The sequence below is a fragment of the Mycobacterium sp. Aquia_213 genome, from assembly GCF_026625985.1.
Classification (GTDB): domain Bacteria; phylum Actinomycetota; class Actinomycetes; order Mycobacteriales; family Mycobacteriaceae; genus Mycobacterium.
Window position 1 is genome coordinate 4453817 of the sequence record NZ_CP113116.1, and the last position, 18702, is coordinate 4472518.

General features: G+C 64.8%; 15 protein-coding genes. 9 read left to right on the forward strand and 6 right to left on the reverse strand.

Translation table 11 applies throughout. The annotated features are described in order from the left end of the window. Positions 1-51: 51 nt before the first annotated feature. From LMQ14_RS20585 to LMQ14_RS20620, 8 genes are all read left to right on the forward strand, one after another. Positions 52-312, forward strand: a complete 261-nt coding sequence (locus tag LMQ14_RS20585) for an acyl carrier protein (RefSeq protein ID WP_267731381.1) — start codon at positions 52-54, stop codon at positions 310-312. Beyond that, positions 309-3257 carry a type I polyketide synthase gene (locus LMQ14_RS20590; protein WP_267731382.1) on the forward strand — a complete coding sequence of 983 codons (2949 nt, stop codon included), beginning with the start codon at positions 309-311 and terminating at the stop codon, positions 3255-3257. Before LMQ14_RS20585 ends, LMQ14_RS20590 begins: the two co-directional genes overlap by 4 nt. Further along, a complete protein-coding gene (locus LMQ14_RS20595; protein WP_267731383.1) occupies positions 3254-3988 on the forward strand; it encodes a thioesterase II family protein in 735 nt (244 codons plus the stop codon). Before LMQ14_RS20590 ends, LMQ14_RS20595 begins: the two co-directional genes overlap by 4 nt. Next, positions 3985-5676, forward strand: a complete 1692-nt coding sequence (locus tag LMQ14_RS20600; RefSeq protein ID WP_267731384.1) for a fatty acyl-AMP ligase — start codon at positions 3985-3987, stop codon at positions 5674-5676. Before LMQ14_RS20595 ends, LMQ14_RS20600 begins: the two co-directional genes overlap by 4 nt. Next, positions 5673-7463 carry an FAD-dependent monooxygenase gene (locus LMQ14_RS20605; protein ID WP_267731385.1) on the forward strand — a complete coding sequence of 597 codons (1791 nt, stop codon included), beginning with the start codon at positions 5673-5675 and terminating at the stop codon, positions 7461-7463. The genes LMQ14_RS20600 and LMQ14_RS20605 overlap by 4 nt, the downstream gene beginning before the upstream one ends. Beyond that, positions 7460-7951, forward strand: coding sequence for a VOC family protein (locus tag LMQ14_RS20610; RefSeq protein ID WP_267731386.1), 492 nt, complete (start codon positions 7460-7462; stop codon positions 7949-7951). The genes LMQ14_RS20605 and LMQ14_RS20610 overlap by 4 nt, the downstream gene beginning before the upstream one ends. 242 nt (positions 7952-8193) lie before the next feature. Continuing rightward, complete coding sequence (locus tag LMQ14_RS20615; protein WP_420714548.1) at positions 8194-9198, forward strand: methyltransferase; 1005 nt, start codon at positions 8194-8196, stop codon at positions 9196-9198. Between the two features lie 163 nt (positions 9199-9361). After that, the gene (locus LMQ14_RS20620; RefSeq protein ID WP_267731389.1) at positions 9362-10573 is read left to right on the forward strand and encodes an acyl-CoA dehydrogenase family protein; all 1212 of its coding nucleotides are present in this window, start codon (positions 9362-9364) and stop codon (positions 10571-10573) included. Between the two features lie 199 nt (positions 10574-10772). Here LMQ14_RS20620 and mgtA read toward each other — a convergent pair whose 3' ends face one another. The 3 genes from mgtA to LMQ14_RS20635 form a co-directional block, all read right to left on the reverse strand. Beyond that, positions 10773-13391, reverse strand: coding sequence for a magnesium-translocating P-type ATPase (gene mgtA, locus LMQ14_RS20625; protein WP_267735611.1), 2619 nt, complete (start codon positions 13389-13391; stop codon positions 10773-10775). A 251-nt stretch (positions 13392-13642) separates the two neighbouring features. Then, positions 13643-14398 (reverse strand): enoyl-CoA hydratase-related protein, encoded by a 756-nt coding sequence (locus tag LMQ14_RS20630; protein WP_267735612.1) that lies wholly within the window; start codon positions 14396-14398, stop codon positions 13643-13645. A gap of 134 nt (positions 14399-14532) precedes the next feature. Then, positions 14533-14811 (reverse strand): hypothetical protein, encoded by a 279-nt coding sequence (locus LMQ14_RS20635; protein ID WP_267731391.1) that lies wholly within the window; start codon positions 14809-14811, stop codon positions 14533-14535. A gap of 159 nt (positions 14812-14970) precedes the next feature. Between LMQ14_RS20635 and LMQ14_RS20640 the strand changes: the two genes are divergently transcribed. Beyond that, entirely contained in the window at positions 14971-15870 is a 900-nt protein-coding gene (locus tag LMQ14_RS20640) for a universal stress protein (protein WP_267731392.1), read from the forward strand. 361 nt (positions 15871-16231) lie between these two features. Here LMQ14_RS20640 and LMQ14_RS20645 read toward each other — a convergent pair whose 3' ends face one another. From LMQ14_RS20645 to LMQ14_RS20655, 3 genes are all read right to left on the reverse strand, one after another. Further along, complete coding sequence (locus LMQ14_RS20645) at positions 16232-17077, reverse strand: SDR family NAD(P)-dependent oxidoreductase (protein WP_267735613.1); 846 nt, start codon at positions 17075-17077, stop codon at positions 16232-16234. A gap of 73 nt (positions 17078-17150) precedes the next feature. Continuing rightward, positions 17151-17879, reverse strand: a complete 729-nt coding sequence (locus LMQ14_RS20650; RefSeq protein WP_267735614.1) for an SDR family NAD(P)-dependent oxidoreductase — start codon at positions 17877-17879, stop codon at positions 17151-17153. A 154-nt stretch (positions 17880-18033) separates the two neighbouring features. Continuing rightward, positions 18034-18663, reverse strand: coding sequence for a TetR/AcrR family transcriptional regulator (locus LMQ14_RS20655; RefSeq protein ID WP_267731394.1), 630 nt, complete (start codon positions 18661-18663; stop codon positions 18034-18036). Positions 18664-18702 lie beyond the last annotated feature (39 nt).

Here is an 18702-nt window from a genome sequence, read left to right on the forward strand (position 1 = left end):
GCAGCCCGTGCCGGGACGACCGGTAGCGGCGAGTCTGGAAGGGAGGCAACGATGACCGCTGAGACCCTCGATTATCAGGACCTCGTGGACTGGCTGTCCGCGAAGGTGGCCGGGCAGCTCAACGTGGCGCCGGACACCATCGACATCGACACCCCGTTGGCCGATTACGGAATTGACTCCGCCGCGAGTCTGACGCTCTGCGCCGACCTGGAGTTCGAGAAGGGAATCCCCGTCGAAACCACGATTGTGTGGGATTACGCCACCATTGATGCCATCGCGGCGTACCTCGTCACCGAGCGGGTGCTGCCATGATCCCGATCGCCGTGGTCGGGGTCGACTGCCGCTTTCCCGGCGCGCCCGACAAGGACGCGTTCTGGCGGCTGCTGCTGGATGGCGTTGTGGCCGGCAGCGAAGTGCCTTCGCAGCGTTGGGATGTCGACGCCTACTATCGCGCCGACGGTGCTCCCGGATCGATGAACACCCGGCGCGGCCATTTCATCGACAATGTCGACACATTCGACAACGACTTCTTCGGGATAGCGCCCGTCGAGGCGGGCGCGCTTGACCCGCAGCAGCGCCTGCTCCTGGAATCATCCTGGCGCGCAATCGAAGATGCCGGAATCGACCCGCGGTCGCTGACCGGCACCCCGACCGGGGTCTTCGTCGGCATCATGTCCAGCGAGTGGAGCAACCTGCAAATTCTCGACTTCGCCGGACTCACGGCGTTGCGCGGCACGGGCAGTGGCTATTTCATGACTGCCAACCGCATCTCCTACCACCTGGGCCTCACCGGACCAAGCGTGGCCATCGATTCAGCCTGCTCTTCCTCATTGACTGCCGTACACCAGGGCTGCGCGGCACTTCGCTCGGGCGAGGCCGATACGGTTATCGCGGCCGGTGCGAATCTCATTCTGACACAGTCGCTTTCGATCTTCTATACCCAGGCAGGGCTGTCCGCGCCGGATGGTCGCTGCAAGCCGTTCGGGCTGGGCGCTGACGGCATCGGGCGGGGCGAGGGCGTGGCCGCGGTGGTGCTGCGCCGACTCGACGACGCCCTTGCCGACGGGCAACCGATCTATGCGGTCGTGAAGAGTTCGGTCACCAACCACGACGGCCGCAGCAACGGCATCACGGCCCCGAGCCGCCGGTCTCAGGTGGAGCTGATGCGCCGAGCGCTGAGCCTGGCCGACGTCGATGCCGGCCAGATCGGCTTCGTCGAGGCGCACGGCACCGGCACGGTGCTCGGCGACATGATCGAAGCCAACGCTCTTGGCGACGTGCACAAGACACGAGTCGGAGAGCCCTGTCTGCTCGGTTCCGTGAAGGGAAACATCGGGCACACCGAGGGCAGTGCGGGGATCGCGGCGTTCATCAAGACGTGCCTGGCGTTGCACCATGGCGTGCTGCCCCCGACGGTGTTCGGCGACAGCGCCAATCCGGCCTTGCGACTGGCCCAGCACGGTCTGCAGTTGGCCGACGGTCCACGAAAGCTACCGGTGAACGGCACGCTGGGCGCGGTGAGCTCGTTCGGCCTCGGCGGCAGTAACGCGCACGCGATTCTGGAGACGGCCCCGGCCACGGCGCTGCCCGTCCCGGGTGCGGCCGGGGTCCTTACCATCTCAGCGCCGTCAGCGCAGGCGCTGCGGCGCAACGCCGAGTCGATGACGGCCGCGCTGGAGACCCTCGACACCACGCAGGTGGCCTCCTGGTGCCGCTCGACCAACGTCGTCAAGCGATCAAACCGGCATCGCCTTGTCGTTGCAGGCGATCGCGACACCCTGGTTGACGGGATTCGCCAATTTACGGACGGCGCCGGTGAGGATCTGGTGTCGTCGGCCCCGCCGCACCGGGCCCCGGCCAGCGTCGGGATCCTGTTCTCGGGTCAGGGTTCCCAGTACCCAGGCATGACACGGCGACTCTACGATGCTCATCCGGTCTACCGGGAGAATCTCGACTCCGCGGCTGCCGCCCTGGATCCGCACCTCGGATCGGATCTGCTCGCAACGATGTTCGGCCGCGCAGCCGGCCTTGATCACACCAGCCTCGCGCAGCCCGCGTTGTTCGCCGTGTCCTACGCGCTGGGAAAGACTCTGCGAGACAGCGGAATCCGGGTGACCTTCGGGATCGGTCACAGCGTCGGGGAGATCGCCGCAGCCTGCGTGGCCCGTGTGCTCACCCTCGACGCCGCCGCCAAGCTCATCGCGACGAGAGCGCGATCGATGGGCGCGTTGCCCGCAGGTGGGGCAATGATCGCGGTCGACCTCGGCGTTGAGCAGGTGGAAGCACTCGTCGCTGAAGAGCCCGGGTGCGGGATCGCGGCGGTCAATGGGCCGCACTCCCTGACCATCTCCGGGGACCTCGACGCCGTGGCACGAATACAAACACTGGTCCGGCAACGGGGCGGCAAAGCGGTCAATCTGGCGGTGTCGCACGCCTTCCACTCGCCGCTCATGGAGCCGATGGTGGCCGACTTCCGGCGCGAGATAGCCGGCCTCGAGCCAGCACCCGCCGAATTTCCGTTGTTCTCCACGGTGCTCGGCCGCGAAGTCAATGGCACCGAGATGACGGTCGACTACTGGGCCGCACAGATCTGTTCTCCGGTGCTGTTCTTCGACGCGGTCCAGGCCGCCGTCAGGACCGGACGCGCCGACTATCTCGCCGAGGCCGGTCCCAAGTCAGCGCTGCTCACACTCGCCCGACAGGGCGGGCTCCCGCCGCAGACCCGCTCGCTCACGTTGTGTAGCGGCCCGGAGTCGGACGGGACAGAACTGCTCGGTGTGGCTGCCACGTTGATGCGCGACGGCTACTCACCCGATTTGGCGGCGCTGTACGGCGGACCGGCCGGGCCGCCGCAGCGGATCCCGCCCTACGTCTTCGATACCTCCAGCCGGTTCTGGTTCGACGGCCCGATCACCTACCCTCGACGGCCGGTGCAGACCGCCGAGGCTCAAAGTAGCGGTCCAGTCGACGAGCCTATGGATACCGAGCAACCGCAGACCGGTGCGGAGGGTGGGGTTCTCGCGCTGATCGCCGATGTCGGCGGCTATTCGGTCACCACGCTCAGCCGATCCAAACGGCTCGCGGACGACTTGGGTTACGACTCGTTGCTGCAGCTTCGCCTCCTGGACCGGCTGCGGGCGGAATATCCGCCACTACACGACATCTCTGTCGCCGAGGTGCTGCCGAGGATTCACAGCGTCGGTGATCTCACCGACTTCGTGATGGAGCGGCTCGATGAGGCCGGCACAGCACGATGACGCCCGTCGAATTGGTGTGCTTTCACCACGCCGGTGGTGGGGCCGCGTCGTTTCATCCGCTGCGCCGAGCGCTGGCGAACATCGGCGCCGAGGTGGCATTTACCGCCGTGACTCTGCCGGGACGGGAGTCGCGCCGCGACGAGCCCCGCCATGTCGACGCCGAGACCTGCGTGCGGGCGCTGGGCGGCGAGCTCGACGAGCTGTTGCGCCGGCCCCACGTTCTGCTGGGTCACAGCATGGGCGCGACACTCGCGTATCTACTGGCGCAACAACGCATCTCATGCGGCCTGCGGACACCGGAGGCGGTCATCGTCGCGTCCTGCCGCGCCCCGCACCTACCCCCTCCCCGGCTTGATCTGCAGCTGCTCGGCGATTACGCGCTAGCCACCGAGCTCGCGCGCTATGGCGGGCTGCCGACCGAAGTCCTGAACCGACCGGACTGGCTGGCGCTGCTGATGCCCACCGTTCGTGACGATCTGCGGATCTGCCAGTCCCACTGGCGAACCGATGCGCCACCGCTTCCGTGTCCACTACACATCGTCGGGGGAATCGGCGACCCGGTCGCGCCGCCTGACACGGTGGCCGCCTGGGCGTCGCACTCGGTGCAGCCTCAACCGGTTCGCTTTTACCCCGGCGGCCACTTCCTGTTCCGTTCGCCGGAACCGGCATTGGTAGCCACCATTGCGCGTGTCGCCGAGGAGGCGGCACGGGAAAGGAACTTACTCCCGTGAGCGTATTAACCCGCGAAATGTCCGCCGCAGCAAGATTTTCGCCGCGCCACTTGACCGCAGGCACGGTCGCCGACCCAGTTCGCTTGACCTGGCGTGAAGTCCACGAACAGGCGAAACGGATGGCCGGCGGTCTGGCCGCGCGGGGAATACGCCGCCAGGGATCGCTCGCTGTGCTGGCCACCGATGCCGCTGATATCGCGCCGCTCGCGCAGGCAGCCTGGCTGAGTCGCGCCGCGGTGACGATGCTGCAGCAACCAACTCCCCGCACCGACCTGGCGGTCTGGCTGGAAGACACGGTTCGTGCGACTGTGATGATCAAGGCCGACGTGGTCGTCATCGGGGAGCAGTTCCTGGGTGCACTGGATCCGCTGACGGCTCAGGGACTACAGGTCTGCACGGTCGAGTCCTTGCGTCGCGCCGACCCGATCGAACTCGACATGTCGGACCACGCCGCCGAGTCGGATATCGCATTGCGGCAGTTGACATCCGGATCAACCGGCGTGCCCAAAGCCGTCGAGATCAGTCACGGCAATCTCGCCGCGAATGCCGTCGCCTTGCACGACGGGCTGGAACTCGACATCAACACGGACGTGATGGCGAGCTGGCTGCCACTGTCGCATGACATGGGGATGATCGCCTTCGTATGTTTCCCCATGCAGCTGGGTATCGAAACCGTCGTCGTCCCACCGGAGGAGTTCCTCAAACGGCCGCTCGTCTGGGCGGAGTTGATCAGCAGGCACCGCGCGACCATCACCTCAGGCCCCAATTTCGCGTACTCCGTGCTCGCTCGCGTGCTGCAGCGCGCCGACCCGGGCGCCATCGACCTTTCGTCGCTGCGTATCGCGGTGAACGGAGCCGAACCGATCGACCACCGCGACATGACCCACTTCTCTGCGATCGGCGCGCGCTTCGGACTGAGCCCGACGGCGCTGACGCCCGCCTACGGACTCGCCGAAGCCACATTGGTTGCGTCGCTGGGGTCGGCGCACGACCAGGCGACCATCGACCAGGTCTCGCGGCAGGCCATTGCGGAAGCGCACCGCGCGCAGCCGATCCAAGACGGCTCCTCGGATGTACAGCGTGTGGTGTGTGTGGGGTTACCGGTGACGGGCCTGGATCTGCGGATAAGCCGGAACGGAACAGCGTTGGCGCCCCGAGAGATTGGCGCAATCGAACTAAGCGGCCCGATGATCGCCGAACGATATCTCACCTCCGACGGTCTAGTGCCACTGGCCACCGACGGGTGGTTCGACAGCGGAGACCTGGGTTACCTCGACGAGGAGGGGCGACTCTATGTCTGCGGTCGCACAAAGGATCTCATCGTGCTGGCCGGCAGGAATCTTTATCCGCACGATATCGAGCGCGCGGCCCAGAGCGTCGACGGCGTGCGAAAGGGCTGCGTGATCGCGCTACGTGTCGACACCGATCGAGAAGGCTTCGCGGTGCTGGCCGAAGTACGCAACGCGACCGACGATGAGGCGCGCACACGGATCAGCCGCGAGATCGCCGCCCGGGTGAGCAGTCAAGTCGGGCACCGCCCGCGTGACATCCTGTTGTTCCCCGCCGGCGCCTTGCCGAAGACACCGTCCGGCAAGCTACGCCGCAGCAGCGCTCGAGCACTGCTCCCGACGTACACCCCCGCCCCGACTATCCGCGAGCCGGTTGGGCCTCAGGGGGATCGCAGATGAGCGACACCTGCGATGTGCTTGTCGTCGGCGCCGGACCGGTGGGCGCCACGGCGGCGCTGCTGCTTGCGAGCTATGGCATCGACTGCACCGTGGTGGAATCACGCCACGAGCCACAACGCCACCCCGCTGCGCACGTGCTCTCGACGCGGTCGATGGAGATTTGGCGCGAGATCGGCCTCGAGCGCGACATCCGCGGATTGAGCGCCCCCATCCACGAGCTGCGGTGCATCGCGTACTGCACCACCTTCGCCGGGCCCGAGCTCGGGCGGGTGCCACTGGCCGACTTGCCCGACGCGCAGATGGATGCGATCGAATCGATCAGCCCTACCCGCAGTGCACACCTACCCCAGAACGTGCTGGAACCGCTGCTCTGGCAACGCCTGCGCAACAGTGATCGCATCAATCTGTGTACCGGCTGGCGGTACCAGTCCCACACCGACGGCCCAGACGGCGTCGAGGTCACTGTCGCCGACACCACTGCCGGATCCCGCCGAACGATCGTGGCGCGCTACGTCATCGCGGCCGACGGTGCAGCCAGCACTGTGCGGCGTGCGCTAGGGATCACGATGGCGGGCCCGATCCTTCAGAACGTGGTCAGCGTCCTTTTCTCCGCCGATCTCGAGGCTTTCCGCCGCCACCGCCGCGGCCCGGTCATGTGGACCCACACCGCCAAGGGCCTGGGCGCCACCATCGTGCACCGGGCGCCGGACGACCTCGTTTTCCAGATCCCCTACTTTCCGCCGTTTGAGTCGGTGGCAGACTTCACGGCTGCTATCTGCCGCAGGCACATAGGCGATGCGATCGGCGATCCCGCTGTCCGCGTTGACATCAAGTCGATCCAGACGTGGGCGATGACCGCCCAAGTCGCCACCGACTACCGGGCGGGCCGCGTGTTCCTGGCTGGCGATTCCGCGCACCGGTTTCCGCCCACCGGCGGGCTGGGACTTAACACCGGCGTCGCCGATGTGCACAACCTGGCCTGGAAGCTCGCCTGGGTCCTCGCCGGGCACGCCGACGAAGCACTGCTGGACACCTATGACCGAGAACGCCGCCCGGTCGGCGCGGCCGCCACCGCCGACTCGGTAGCCAACTTCGACGGAATGTTCGATGTCGTTGCCGCACTGGGGTTACCGCGCCGTGCAGTGCGCATGCTCCCACAAGTCGTCGCTGCTATTCCGGAGTGGGTACCGCGACGTCCCGTGCGTGCCTTGATCCGTGGGATTACCGCGCTGGGATATCAGCGGTTTCGCCTGGCCGAGTCGCCGGGCCGGATCGGTCAGCGGATCCGCCGCCGGACCGCGGCGGCGATCGCAAAGCAGGGCCCGCACTATCGCAGCTGGGGACGCGACCTCGGGGTGCGTTACGAGCGTGGCGCCATGATCGGCGATCGACTGTCGCCACCTGCCAGCGACCCAGAGTTCTATATCCCCTCTGTGCGCGCCGGCGGCCGGCTGCCGCACATCTGGATTGAGGACGGTGATCGGCGGGTGTCCACTCTGGATCTGGTCCACCACGACGACCTGACACTACTGGTGTCCGAAGCGAGCCATTCCGTGTGGTCGATTGCGGCGGAAAGGCTTTCGTTGTCGGTGGTGCCGGTCGGCGATGCTGGGCACGACATATTTCACACCGGCGTCGCTGGCGCCGATCCGGACGCGCTGCTGGTACGCCCCGATGGCCATATCGCCGCCGTGCTGCACTCGGAGCGGGATGGCGTTCCCCTGCTGCGGCGAGCATTGCACGTCGTCGGCACCTTTGCACCGAGCCGCAAAGGACTGATCGCATGAACGACGTTGCGGCACCAGCTGTCGAGCTGGTGCTACTCACCCACCGGCCGGCGGAGATGACGCAGTGGTGGGCGGCATTGCTCGGCGGGACTCCCCGGCCGCTGAATGCCAGGATGACCGCCATCCATGGCGACTACCTGCGGGTGGTGATCGAGCGTTCACAGATCGCACTTGACTACCATCCCGAAGCCAGTGGTGTCACCGCCATTAATCTGGCTATGAGGGATGTGCAGGCGGCATGTCCGGCATTGAACAGGTTGAGCCAGTTGGGTTCTCATCCCCATCGCGCGACCGGTCAACCCGGGGTGACAGCCCTCTGGTTCCGCGATCCCAATGGCACCGACATAGCCCTGCAACTGCCTGTGGCCATCGGGCACCATGCCACCGCAGCCGGTGTATGGCCCGATGAGGTGGACCCCAAAGACGTGCTTGCCTATATCAACAGCCAAACATCAGCCACGATCCACCAGCCGCCCGAATCGGAATAGCACGCCGTGTCACATCACACTATTCGGCCGAACGGACCAGACGCCCGAAGGGAGACGATGGAAGTCCTGGTACATCACTAGGCGCCGAAATACTATGTGAGCTCTCCATTTTCGGCTGACGCTCGCGCAACCGCTCGCTCTAGGTCAAGGTCATGGTCACTATGTCTACAAGAATTCCCCCCACAAAATTGGTGCGACTCGTTGAGCGTGCTCGCCATCGTCTGGCACTGATCCAGCTACGGATGGTCCCGCCCTATGCGGCGATGATGGAGTTGATCGTCAGCGCCTGGACGTCACAAGCCATCGCGGTAGCCGTGGAGCTCCGTATCGCCGACGCTCTCGACAACGGGCCGATGCGGTTGGAAGAGTTGGCGTCTCGGGTGGAGGCGGATCCCGACGCGCTGCGCCGACTGCTACGGGCATTGATCGGCCGCGGCATATTTCGTCAGCGCCGTGACGGTCGCTATGCGCTCAACGCGCTCGCTAAGTCGTTGCGTGCCAACGCTCCGCTGTCGGCGGCGGCGATGGCCCAGATGGTGGGTTCGCGCCAACACCGCGAACATTGGAGCTATCTAGTAGACGCGATCAGAACTGGCAAGGCGGTTCTTCCGGTCCTGCACGGCATGGAAGCCTTCGACTACCTCGTCGGGCAGCCCGAGCTCAATGAAGTTTTCAACCGCGCCATGGCCGACACCACCGAGATGGCGGTGGATTACCTGATGGCCGCCTATTCGTTCGACGACTACCAGACCGTTATCGATGTTGGCGGTGGGGTCGGCCGCCTGCTTTCTGCCATCCTCAAGGCGACCCCGACCGCGCGAGGGGTTCTCTACGACCTGCCGCATGCCCTCGCCGAAGCCCCACCAGTGTTGCGTCAGCACAACGTCACAGATCGAGTGGAGTTACTGGAGGGATCGTTCTTCGACAGCGTTCCCACGGGTGGCGATGTCTACGTGCTCAAGATGATCCTGCATGACTGGCCCGACGACAAGGCGGTTGAGATTCTCCAGAGCGTCCGCTCGGCGGCGAAGGTCGGCACAAAGGTATTGGTGATCGATTGCGTGATCCCAGACCACGATCGCGAATTCTTCGGTCATTGGACGGATTTGGAGATGCTGCTGCTGCAGGCTGGACGCGAGCGAACGGTGCCGGAGTACCGCAGTCTTCTCGAGCGCGCCGGATTCCGGCTGACCCGATGGGTGCCCACTGCCTCACCACTGAGCTTCGTCGAGGCCGAGGCCGTCTAGTTCAGATGTGGGGATCACACTGACGGCATTGAACAACTCAGGGCGTGCGACCGTTGTGGTAGTAGAAGATCGCAGTATGTCGACACCGCAGTGGGCGAACAGCGAGATAGGTTGCCTGTCCGATGATTTGGACGGCAGCACCGAAACGAAAGGATGATTCCCGATGACGTTCTCGCTGGCCCTGTCCGATGAACAGCAACAACTGCGCGATTGGGTGCATGAGTTCTCCCACAAGGTAATTCGCCCGGCCGCGTTCGACTGGGATGACCGCGAGGAGACCCCGTGGCCGATCTTGCAGGAGGCCGCCGGCATCGGGCTCTACGGCGACGACATTTTGATGACACTCCTGGGAGACCCGACTGGACAGGGCTTTCCGATCCTGGCCGAGGAGCTGTTCTGGGGTGACGCCGGAATCGCGCTGTCGATCATGGGAAGCACGCTCGCCGCCGTTGGCATCATCGCTTCCGGCACCGCCGAGCAGATCGCGCACTGGGTGCCCCAGTGTTATGGCACCGACAAGGACGTCAAGGTGGGCGCGTTCTGTTCGTCAGAGCCAGAGGCCGGCTCCGATGTGGCGAACATGCTGACCACGGCCAAATATGATGAAGCGTCCGATGAATGGATGATCTCAGGCCAGAAGGCGTGGGTGACAAACGGTGGCGTAGCCGACGTTCTGGTAGTCCAGGCGGTGGTCGAACCTGGACTCGGCGCACGCGGACAGGCGGCGTTCGTCATGAGCGCCGACACTGCCGGCATTGCGGCGCCGCGGAAGCTGCGCAAGCACGGTTTGCGTGCCTCAAACACCGCGGACATATTCTTCGACGCCGTGCGGGTTCCGGGCGGTGCCCTGCTCGGCGGCAAAGACAGGCTCGACGAGAAGCTCGCGCGTGCACGCGAAGGTCGGAAGACGTCCCAGCAGGCGGCGATGGCAACCTTTGAGCTGTCGCGGCCCACCGTCGGGGCGATGGCGGTCGGAGTCGCCCGTGCGGCCTACGAGTACGCACTCGACTACGCGAAGGAGCGGGTTGTCTTCGGGCGACCCATTATCGAGAAGCAAGCCATCTCGTTTCTCCTCGCCGATATCGCCACCGAGATCGACGCGGCGCGGCTGCTCGTCAGGCGCGCGGCATGGATGGGCGCAACCGGTCAGAAGTTCGCCTCCGCGGAGGGGTCAATGAGCAAGCTGAAGGCCGGCCGGGTAGCGGTGTGGACGACGGAACGCGCCATCCAGATCCTCGGCGGAAATGGTTACACGCGCGAATACCCGGTCGAGCGGATGCACCGCGACGCTAAGGTCTTCGACATCTTCGAGGGAACCGAGCAGATCCAACAACTGGTTATCGCCCGCTCGATCAGCGGGCTCCGGTTGCAGTGAAACCGGCAGGTTGGCCCAAAGCCCACCGGAACACGCCCGCGCCGGCTTCAACGGACGCTGCGAGGAAGCTGACGCCCAAGCCGCGTTCCGACGCATCTGCCGCGAACCCATCGGGCCGTTAGCCGAGCCCTGGCAGCTCGGCCCCCCGTTCGCTGCTGTGAAGAGACCTACATCGGCGCCGGCCTTTTTGACGGCGTCCTTACCCACGGTGGCGGGCGATCCGCCCGCTGTGGCTGAAGCGGGCGGCGCGGCGCTGGATGCGGTGCATTTGTCCCCGGGTGCGGTGTGGCCGCCCGGCCAGGTGCATCGGGTCGGCGTAGAACACCGTCTTGGTCACCTCGACGATTACCAGGTAGACGATCGTGAACAGGACCAGCGCCGCGAAGAACAGCCACGGCAGGGTAGTGAACCCGAGTTGGTGTGCCAGCGGTGAGACGGTGAGCGCAACGCCGATGACGACGACCGCGAATGCGGCCAGTGTTAACACCAGACCGGGTCTGCTGCGGACGAACGGCACCCGCCGGGTGCGGATCGCGAAGATGATCAGCGTCTGGGTGGCCAGCGACTCCACGAACCAGCCGGTGCGGAACTCCACCGGCCCGGCATTCAGCATACCCAGCATCAATCCGAACGTCAGGAAGTCGAACAGCGAGCTGATCGGACCGAACGTCAGCATGAACCGGCGGATGAACGCGATGTTCCAGTGCGACGGTGCGAGCAACTGCTCCTCATCTACCCGGTCGGTGGGGATCGCCAACTGGGAGCTGTCATAGAGCAGGTTGTTCAGCAGGATCTGGCTGGGCAGCATCGGCAGGAACGTCAGCACCGCAGAGGCGGCGGCTGCGCTGAACATGTTTCCGAAATTGCTTGAGGTGCCCATTAGCACGTACTTGATGGTGTTGGCGAAGATGCGCCGACCCTCGGCCACACCCATCGCCAGCACACTCAGATCCTTCTCCAGCAGCACCACGTCGGCGGCGTCTTTGGCAACGTCGGCGGCGGTGTCCACCGAGATCCCGACGTCGGCCGCGTGCAGGGCTAGCGCGTCGTTGACGCCGTCGCCCAGGAAGGCGACCGACCGTCCGGTGCGCCGCAACGAGACGATCAGCCGTGCTTTCTGCTCGGGCGAGATCCGGGCGAAGATGGTGTTGTCGCGCGCCGCGTCGTCGAATCTGGCGTCGTCGAGGGTGTCCATCGCGGCGCCGGTGACCGTGCCCTTGGACGGCAAACCCAAATCGGCGCATACCTTTTCGGCGACCTTAGGATTGTCCCCGGTAGCCACCTTGAGTTCGATGCCCAGCGCCGCCAGTTGTGCCAGCGAATCGCGCGCCGCGGCCTTCGGCTCGTCTGCGAACACCAAGAAGCCATCCAGCACAAGGCCGCATTCGTCTTCGGCGGTGAGCGCGGTCAGCTCCGGCGCGGGCTTGCTGGCCACCGCCACCACCCGGCGGCCGCTGGTGAACAGTGTGGCCAGCGTGCCCTGCGCCGCGTCGGGTACCCCCTCGCATTTCTGCAGCACTTGCTCGGGTGCGCCCTTGACCACCAGCACGCGGCTGCCGGCGTCGTCGAGGAGTGTTGAGGTTGCCCGCCGAGCATGGTCGAACGGCAGCGTGGCGACTCGCTGGACGCCTGCTGTCAGCAGGCCCTCAGCGGCTGGGGACTCCCACAGTGCGGTGTCCATCGCGTTGGCGCTGACACCGCCTGATGCTGCGTCGACGTCGGTGGCCAGCAGACCCGCGCGCAGCACCGCGTCATCGTGCGTACCGGCCGGGTCGACGGCATCGACCAGGCTGATTCGGCCCTCGGTCAGGGTCCCCGTCTTGTCGGTAATCAATATGTCGATGTCGCCGAGATCCTCGATGCAGACCAGTCGTTTGACCAGAACCTTGAGCCGCGCCAGCCGCCGCGATCCGGTGGCCAGGCTGGTGCTGACCACCGCGGGCAGCAGCTGCGGCGTGATACCCACCGCGATCGCCAGCGCGAACAACACCGAGTCGATTACCGGCCGACGCAGCAACAGGTTGGTGACCAGGATGAGCACGGTCAGTGCCAGCGCCACCCACAGCAGCAGGTAGGAGAATCGGCGCAGACCGGCTTGGAACTCCGTTTCGGGTTGCCGTACCCCCAAGCCGGCGGCGATACGGCCGAACTCGGTGTTCACGCCGGTTGCGTACACAACACCGAGGCCCTCGCCGGCGCTGACGATGGTGCCGGCGAATGCCAGATCGGTCGAATCGGCCAGGCCCGCATCGGCATTGACCGGCGGCGCCGACTTCTCCGAGGCCGCCGACTCGCCAGACAAGATGCTCTCGTTGCATTCCAGGCCATTGACCTCGATGAGCCGCACGTCTGCGGGGACCACTTCGCCCAGGGCGAGCCGGATCACGTCACCGGGCACCAACACGGTCACATCGACCGTCGTGAAGCGCCCGTCGCGGCGCACCGCGACCGTATGATGTACCCCGGAATGTAGTGCAGCCGAGGCGCGTTCGGCGCGATACTCGTTGACGAAACCCAGCCCGATACTGGCGGCCAGGATGACGCCGATAATGATCGCCTGTTTGCTGTCGCCGAGGAAGAAGGACAGCACGGCGGTGGCCGCAAGCAGCCCCAACACCGCGCTGCGCAACTGGCGCCCCAGCACAGCAATCGCGCTCACCCGATGAGTGCGAACAGCATTCGGGCCGTCGCGCAGCAATCGGGCCGATGCCTCCGCGCCAGACAGCCCGCCTTCCGAGGCGTCGAGCCACCGCAGCACCTCAGCGACCGGTGCGGCCCCCACCCGCCCGGTGGTCAGCGTCGCGTGTTCATCCTCAATCGTTGTCACCGCGTGTCCTTGCTAGCGCTGATTCGATGAGCAGCGTGCTCTCGGCAGACGCTTCTGCCTCGACGCCCTCATTCCAGCCACCGCCCAATGGTGTCAGAGGGCGCCCTTGATGCCGACGCCGGTCGAGTTCAGGGATCGGGTCAGCAAGGCCTGTGGCCGGAGAACAAGTTGGACTCACTGCTCGCTCAGATGCCACATCGCGGCGGCAAACGAGATCGCATCCTTCGACGACTGACGCGCGCTTACTTACCGGTGAAACGGGGCTCGCGCTTAGCCGCGAAGGCGGCCAACCCTTCCTTGGCGTCGTCGGAACGCATCACCTCGACGACCAAGCGCTGCTCGATCCCGCGGGCATCCTCCTCGTCAATCCACCCGCTGTTGATCACCGAGGCCTTGGCGTTGCGGATCGCCAGCGGGCCGTTGGCGGCAACGCGGGCCGCGAGTTGACGTGCCTTGTCCAACGACTTGCCGGTCGGCACCACATGCCCCACCAAGCCGAAGTGGTAGGCCTCGGCGGCGGTGAGCGGTTCGCCGGTCAGAATCATCTCCATCGCCTTGGTATAGGGGATCTGTCGCTTGAGCCGCACGGTCGACCCCGCTCCGGCGATCAACCCCAGCTTGACCTCGGGCAGGCCGAAAACCGCGTGCTCTTCAGCGATTCGGATGTCGGTCTGCTGCAACATTTCACAGCCACCGCCCAAACATGGCCCGTTGACAGCGGCAATCAGCGGCTTGGCCAGCGAACGGCTCAGCAGCAGACCCTCACTGATGATGCTGCCAACGGATTTGCCCTCCGGAACCAGCGCAGAACCCTTGCCGCCCTTGGCTCCCCGGACCATCCACCCGTCGGCAAGGTCGCCCCCCACACAATAGGACGATCCCTCGCCCGTGAGGATGGCGACGCGGATGCCATCGTCGGCGTCGATCTCGTCCCAGGCCTGCGCCATCAAAGTGATCATCGCCGGCGTCAGCGCGTTCTTGCGACGCGGGTTGTTCATCGTCAGCACGACGACGCCGCCGTCACGCTCCACCTTCAATTGCGGTTCGTCCGCCTGCGATTCGTCGGCCACGTTAGCTCCTCCACCTTCCGGTCGACACCCATACCCACGACGGCATCGACCTTCACTATCTATCAAGGCTGCACGGGAAGGGACGGGGCCTGTGTCCGCATAGACGACATCGCCCACAGAATGCTCATGACCACGAGGTAGGCGGCGGCGTAGCCGAGAATGGCTGGGTTGGAATGGCGCACAGCCTCTTGGTCGTCGTCGCGGCGCGACCGTCGCCGTTGGTTGAACAGGACAACGGTGGCGATAACGGCGTGCACGGCCAGTTCAGCGCGGTAGATGATCCCGACCACGATCGTGCTGTGCGATAGCGCGCCCGCGATCGTGGCGGGCAGCGGTAGCACCGCAGTTTCGTTTTCGAGCCTTGACGCCGTCAAGAGCGAGCTTGCGGGGTCCACTCGGTGCCTTTGGGCCTTCAGCTTGCATCTCTTCGGCCCTGACAGTCACGGCCTCCTTTGAGTGATTCTGCTGGTGGGTAGATAGCCGATCAGAGAAGAACTGGAATGTGGCAACCGTCGCGTGGCGCGATACTGGTAGGCGTCGATGGCTCAGCAGCATCGCTGGGAGCCGTCCGCTGGGCGGCCCGTGATGCAGCGCTGCGGAATGTGCCGCTGGCTCTGGTCCATGTCGTCGATGCCCCCTTACCGGAGTGGTTCGAGGTAGCAACGCTGGCCGGCTTCAGGCAATCGCAGCAACAGCGGGCACGCGATTTCATCGAGTCGGCGATCGATGCCGCCGAGGAGAGCGCTCGTGAGTGCGGTCCAGTGCAGATCGATAGCAAGGTATTCACTTCGGCCTCAGTCCCCGCGCTGGTCGACCTGTCCACAGGGGTGGCGATGGTCGTGGTCGGCGATAGACGACATAGCGGCGAGTTGGCTCGCAGCTTCCTGGGCTCGGTGAGTTCGGCATTGGTCTACCACGCGCATTGTCCAGTCGCCGTGATCCACGACGACGAAGCCACGATTGGTTGTGGTGCGCGCGCGCCGGTGCTGGTGGGTATCGACGGCTCACCGGCATCGGAGGCGGCGACTCGTATTGCATTTGAGGAAGCCTCCCGACGAGGTGTCGCCCTGGTGGCTTTGCACGCCTGGGCTGACTCCCGGGTGTCCGGCTCCACGAGGGTGTTCCAAGACTCCAAGTGGGACGCTCAACTAGCCGAGGAGGAAGAGACGCTCGCTCAACGGCTAGCGGGTTGGCGCGCCAGTTATCCCGACGTGGCGATCCATCGCAGGATCGAAATTGGTGATCCGGCACGTTGGCTGATCGACGCCTCCGAACGGGCGCAACTGATCGTGGTCGGCAGCCACGGCTGCAGCCGACTCAGGGGCAGGTTGCTGGGATCCGTCGGGGCTGCGGTGGTCAAACGGGCCAAGATCCCGGTGATCGTGGCGCGCCAGTCTTGACGGCGGCCGTTGTGGGTTAGCTTGACCCAAAAGTGGTAGCAGGAAAAGAAAACTGGCCAGGGCTTTATGGCCCTGACCCGCAATGAAGAAGGGCCGCATCTCTGCGGCCCTTCTTGTGGAGCTGCCGGGAATCGAACCCGATGCTCTACCAGGCATTCTGCATTCTGAACTGCTGTTTCGTCACGTCTCGTTCCCGTTCAATCCCGCTCGTTACCTGCTGCTTCGTTTCGTGTCTTGACGGCGTCAAGAACAGTCACCGGCGCCCGCGAGTTGCCGACCCATAGGCTTCGTGGTCGCAGTCGCAGTCGCCCAAGGCGAGCGTCGACTCCCCTGTCTCCTCTGCGTCACCATCACCCTGGATTCACCTCATGACGTAGGGGAACTGCGGGTGCGGATGAACGCCGTGCAGATCTCGGTACGACGGCGGCTGGCGCTCTCCCTCGTCCTTGATCCCGTACTTGACGGCTAGCTCCGCACCGATGAGCGTCTGCCCGCTCAGGTCCGCGAGTTCTGGGTCGTCGTAAAGCCTTGAGATGACATGGCCGGTGAGCTCCGGAGTCTCGGCCGTGTCGAGGATGTGGCCGAGTTTCCCTGGATTCGTTGCCACGATCTCCCGCACCCGCTGAGTTAGCAGTGACCCCATCCAGATCGACACGGCAGCGATGCCGGTCCCTTCGAAGTCCACCGCCATGTCTGCCGCCATTTTGTCGGTGCCCGCTTTGGGGACCCCGTATGCGGGACCGAAGGCATAATGGACCGCTCCCGAGGAGGACGTGAAAACGACGAGACCTTTGCGCTGCGGCAGCATCAGGGGCACAGCGAATACGGTGGCAACGTAGCTGCTTCGTAATCCGACAGCGAGTGTGTCGATGACATTGAGGGGCTCGTCCCAGAACTTCGTCCGTGCCATCATCTCGTCACGAATGATCGCGGCATTGTTGACCAGTACGTCGATCTTGCCGTGTTCGCGACCGACCCGCTCGAAAAAGTCCTTCACCTGTTTGTCGTCGGCGTGATCGACGCGGACTGCAATGCCATTGCCGCCCAAAGCATTTACTTGTTCAGCGGTTTCTTGGATGGTGCCGGCAAGTGCGGACTCCCCGGAACTTTCGGTGCGACCGGTGAGGTACACGGTGTAACCGTGGCTACCCAGAGCGCTTGCGATACCCGCGCCGGCTCCTCTGCTGGCGCCGGTGACGACGGCGATACGGTTCGTGTTCGAGACCAATTGTTCTCCTCGTTCTGCCAACCCCCGACACCAGCCCGATCGGTCACGCCATCTACAGAACTGCCCCACCGTTGACGCCAATGACTTGACCGGCGACGTAACCGGCAGCGTCTGAACACAAGAACGCACACAACGCCGCGACGTCCTCGCCCGTTCCGAGCCGTCCTGCCGGGATAGCTTTCGTCAAGACCTCGGCGGGCGGCAGTTTCTTGGCGAGCTGCTGCTCGCGCAACATTGGCGAATCGATGACGAACGGCGGCACGGTGTTGATGCTGATCCCCCGTGATGCGTACTCGCGGGCAACCGTTTTGGTGAGTGCGATGACGCCGCCCTTAGTGGCCGAGTAGTGGCCTTGGCCGACCGCACCCTGCTGCCCCGCGGCGGACGAGATGGTCACGATTCGGCCCCATTTGGCCGCCGCCATATCGGAAAGCGCTGCTTGTAAGCAAAGAAATGTGCCTGTCAGATTGACTGCCAGGTAGCGGTTCCATTCCTCGAATGTGATCTTGTCGAAACGGGTGAAGCCGGCGATGGCGGCACTAGTGACAAGGATCTCTACGGGGCCGAAAGTCTGTCGCACCGTCTCAAAGGCTCGAGTAACGGCGACCGGATCGGAAACGTCGACCTGAACGCCGTGGGCGGTGCCACCATCAGCTTGTAGCGCGCTGGCCACCTTGTCCGCGGCTTCGCCATTGAGGTCAAGGACGGCGACCCGTCGACCGTTTCGACCGAACTGGGTTGCGATCGCCTGCCCAATGCCGGATCCCCCACCGGTAACCACCGCTACCCGATGCGCCGTACTCACAGAGTCCTCCTGCTATACAGTCGTACTGCACCTTCTTTGTACGACTGTATAGCACATTCAAGGACGGCGGGTAGCACGTGAATACGCGAACTCTGATGTCATACAGGCCAGGATGACGCGCCGCCAGACCTCACTGACGCGACCGAGATGGCCTCCGCCCGCGGCGCGTTGATCGGGTCTCGATGGAGTCGAGATGCTTCTCGATCGCCTTGACCACTTCGTTGTGCGCGCCATCGACTCCGACCCCCTCCTCGAGATTCAGGAACTTAGGGATACCCGTCACCAGCAGAGCCACCGCCCCCAGCGAAAGACCACCATCGAGGCGCGCCCCTTTGCCGAACTTTCTCGCAAGCGCCTCGACTTCAATCGCCCGCACCTGGTTCGTGACATCGGCGATGGCGGACTGAATCGACTTACGGTGGTTGCCCAGCGCCAAGAACTCGGTCATGAGGGCGCCGCTTGCTTCGTCCCAGCTGAAGTCCCACAGCGCATGCAGCGGATCGTCAGAGCGGGCTTCAAGCGCCTTGGCCAACACTGCGAGGTTGCGTCCGGAGTAACGCTGGATAGCGCCGAGAAAGATGTCGTCAAGGGATGGGAAGTAGTACTGCACGAGGCTTGGTGTCACCCCAGCCTTGGTGGCCAACGCCCGGTAGCTCACGCTGGCGTAACCCTCCTCCAGCATCAGCTTCTCTACGGAATCGAGAAGCAAATCGCGAGTCTTGGATGTTTCCGCGCCGACGCGACGGGGCGCTGCTGCCATGGTCACCTCACTTCCAGTTGAAGCTATTTTCACACTCGC

Excerpts from the sequence above, each read along its gene's own strand:
- LMQ14_RS20585 (WP_267731381.1), top strand. The coding sequence starts at position 52 with ATGACCGCTGAGACCCTCGATTATCAGGACCTCGTGGACTGGCTGTCC.
- LMQ14_RS20590 (WP_267731382.1), top strand. The coding sequence starts at position 309 with ATGATCCCGATCGCCGTGGTCGGGGTCGACTGCCGCTTTCCCGGCGCG.
- LMQ14_RS20595 (WP_267731383.1), top strand. The coding sequence starts at position 3,254 with ATGACGCCCGTCGAATTGGTGTGCTTTCACCACGCCGGTGGTGGGGCC.
- LMQ14_RS20605 (WP_267731385.1), top strand. The coding sequence starts at position 5,673 with ATGAGCGACACCTGCGATGTGCTTGTCGTCGGCGCCGGACCGGTGGGC.
- LMQ14_RS20610 (WP_267731386.1), top strand. The coding sequence starts at position 7,460 with ATGAACGACGTTGCGGCACCAGCTGTCGAGCTGGTGCTACTCACCCAC.
- LMQ14_RS20615 (WP_420714548.1), top strand. The coding sequence starts at position 8,194 with ATGGTCCCGCCCTATGCGGCGATGATGGAGTTGATCGTCAGCGCCTGG.
- LMQ14_RS20620 (WP_267731389.1), top strand. The coding sequence starts at position 9,362 with ATGACGTTCTCGCTGGCCCTGTCCGATGAACAGCAACAACTGCGCGAT.
- LMQ14_RS20630 (WP_267735612.1), bottom strand. The coding sequence starts at position 14,398 with ATGAACAACCCGCGTCGCAAGAACGCGCTGACGCCGGCGATGATCACT.
- LMQ14_RS20640 (WP_267731392.1), top strand. The coding sequence starts at position 14,971 with ATGTGGCAACCGTCGCGTGGCGCGATACTGGTAGGCGTCGATGGCTCA.
- LMQ14_RS20655 (WP_267731394.1), bottom strand. The coding sequence starts at position 18,663 with ATGGCAGCAGCGCCCCGTCGCGTCGGCGCGGAAACATCCAAGACTCGC.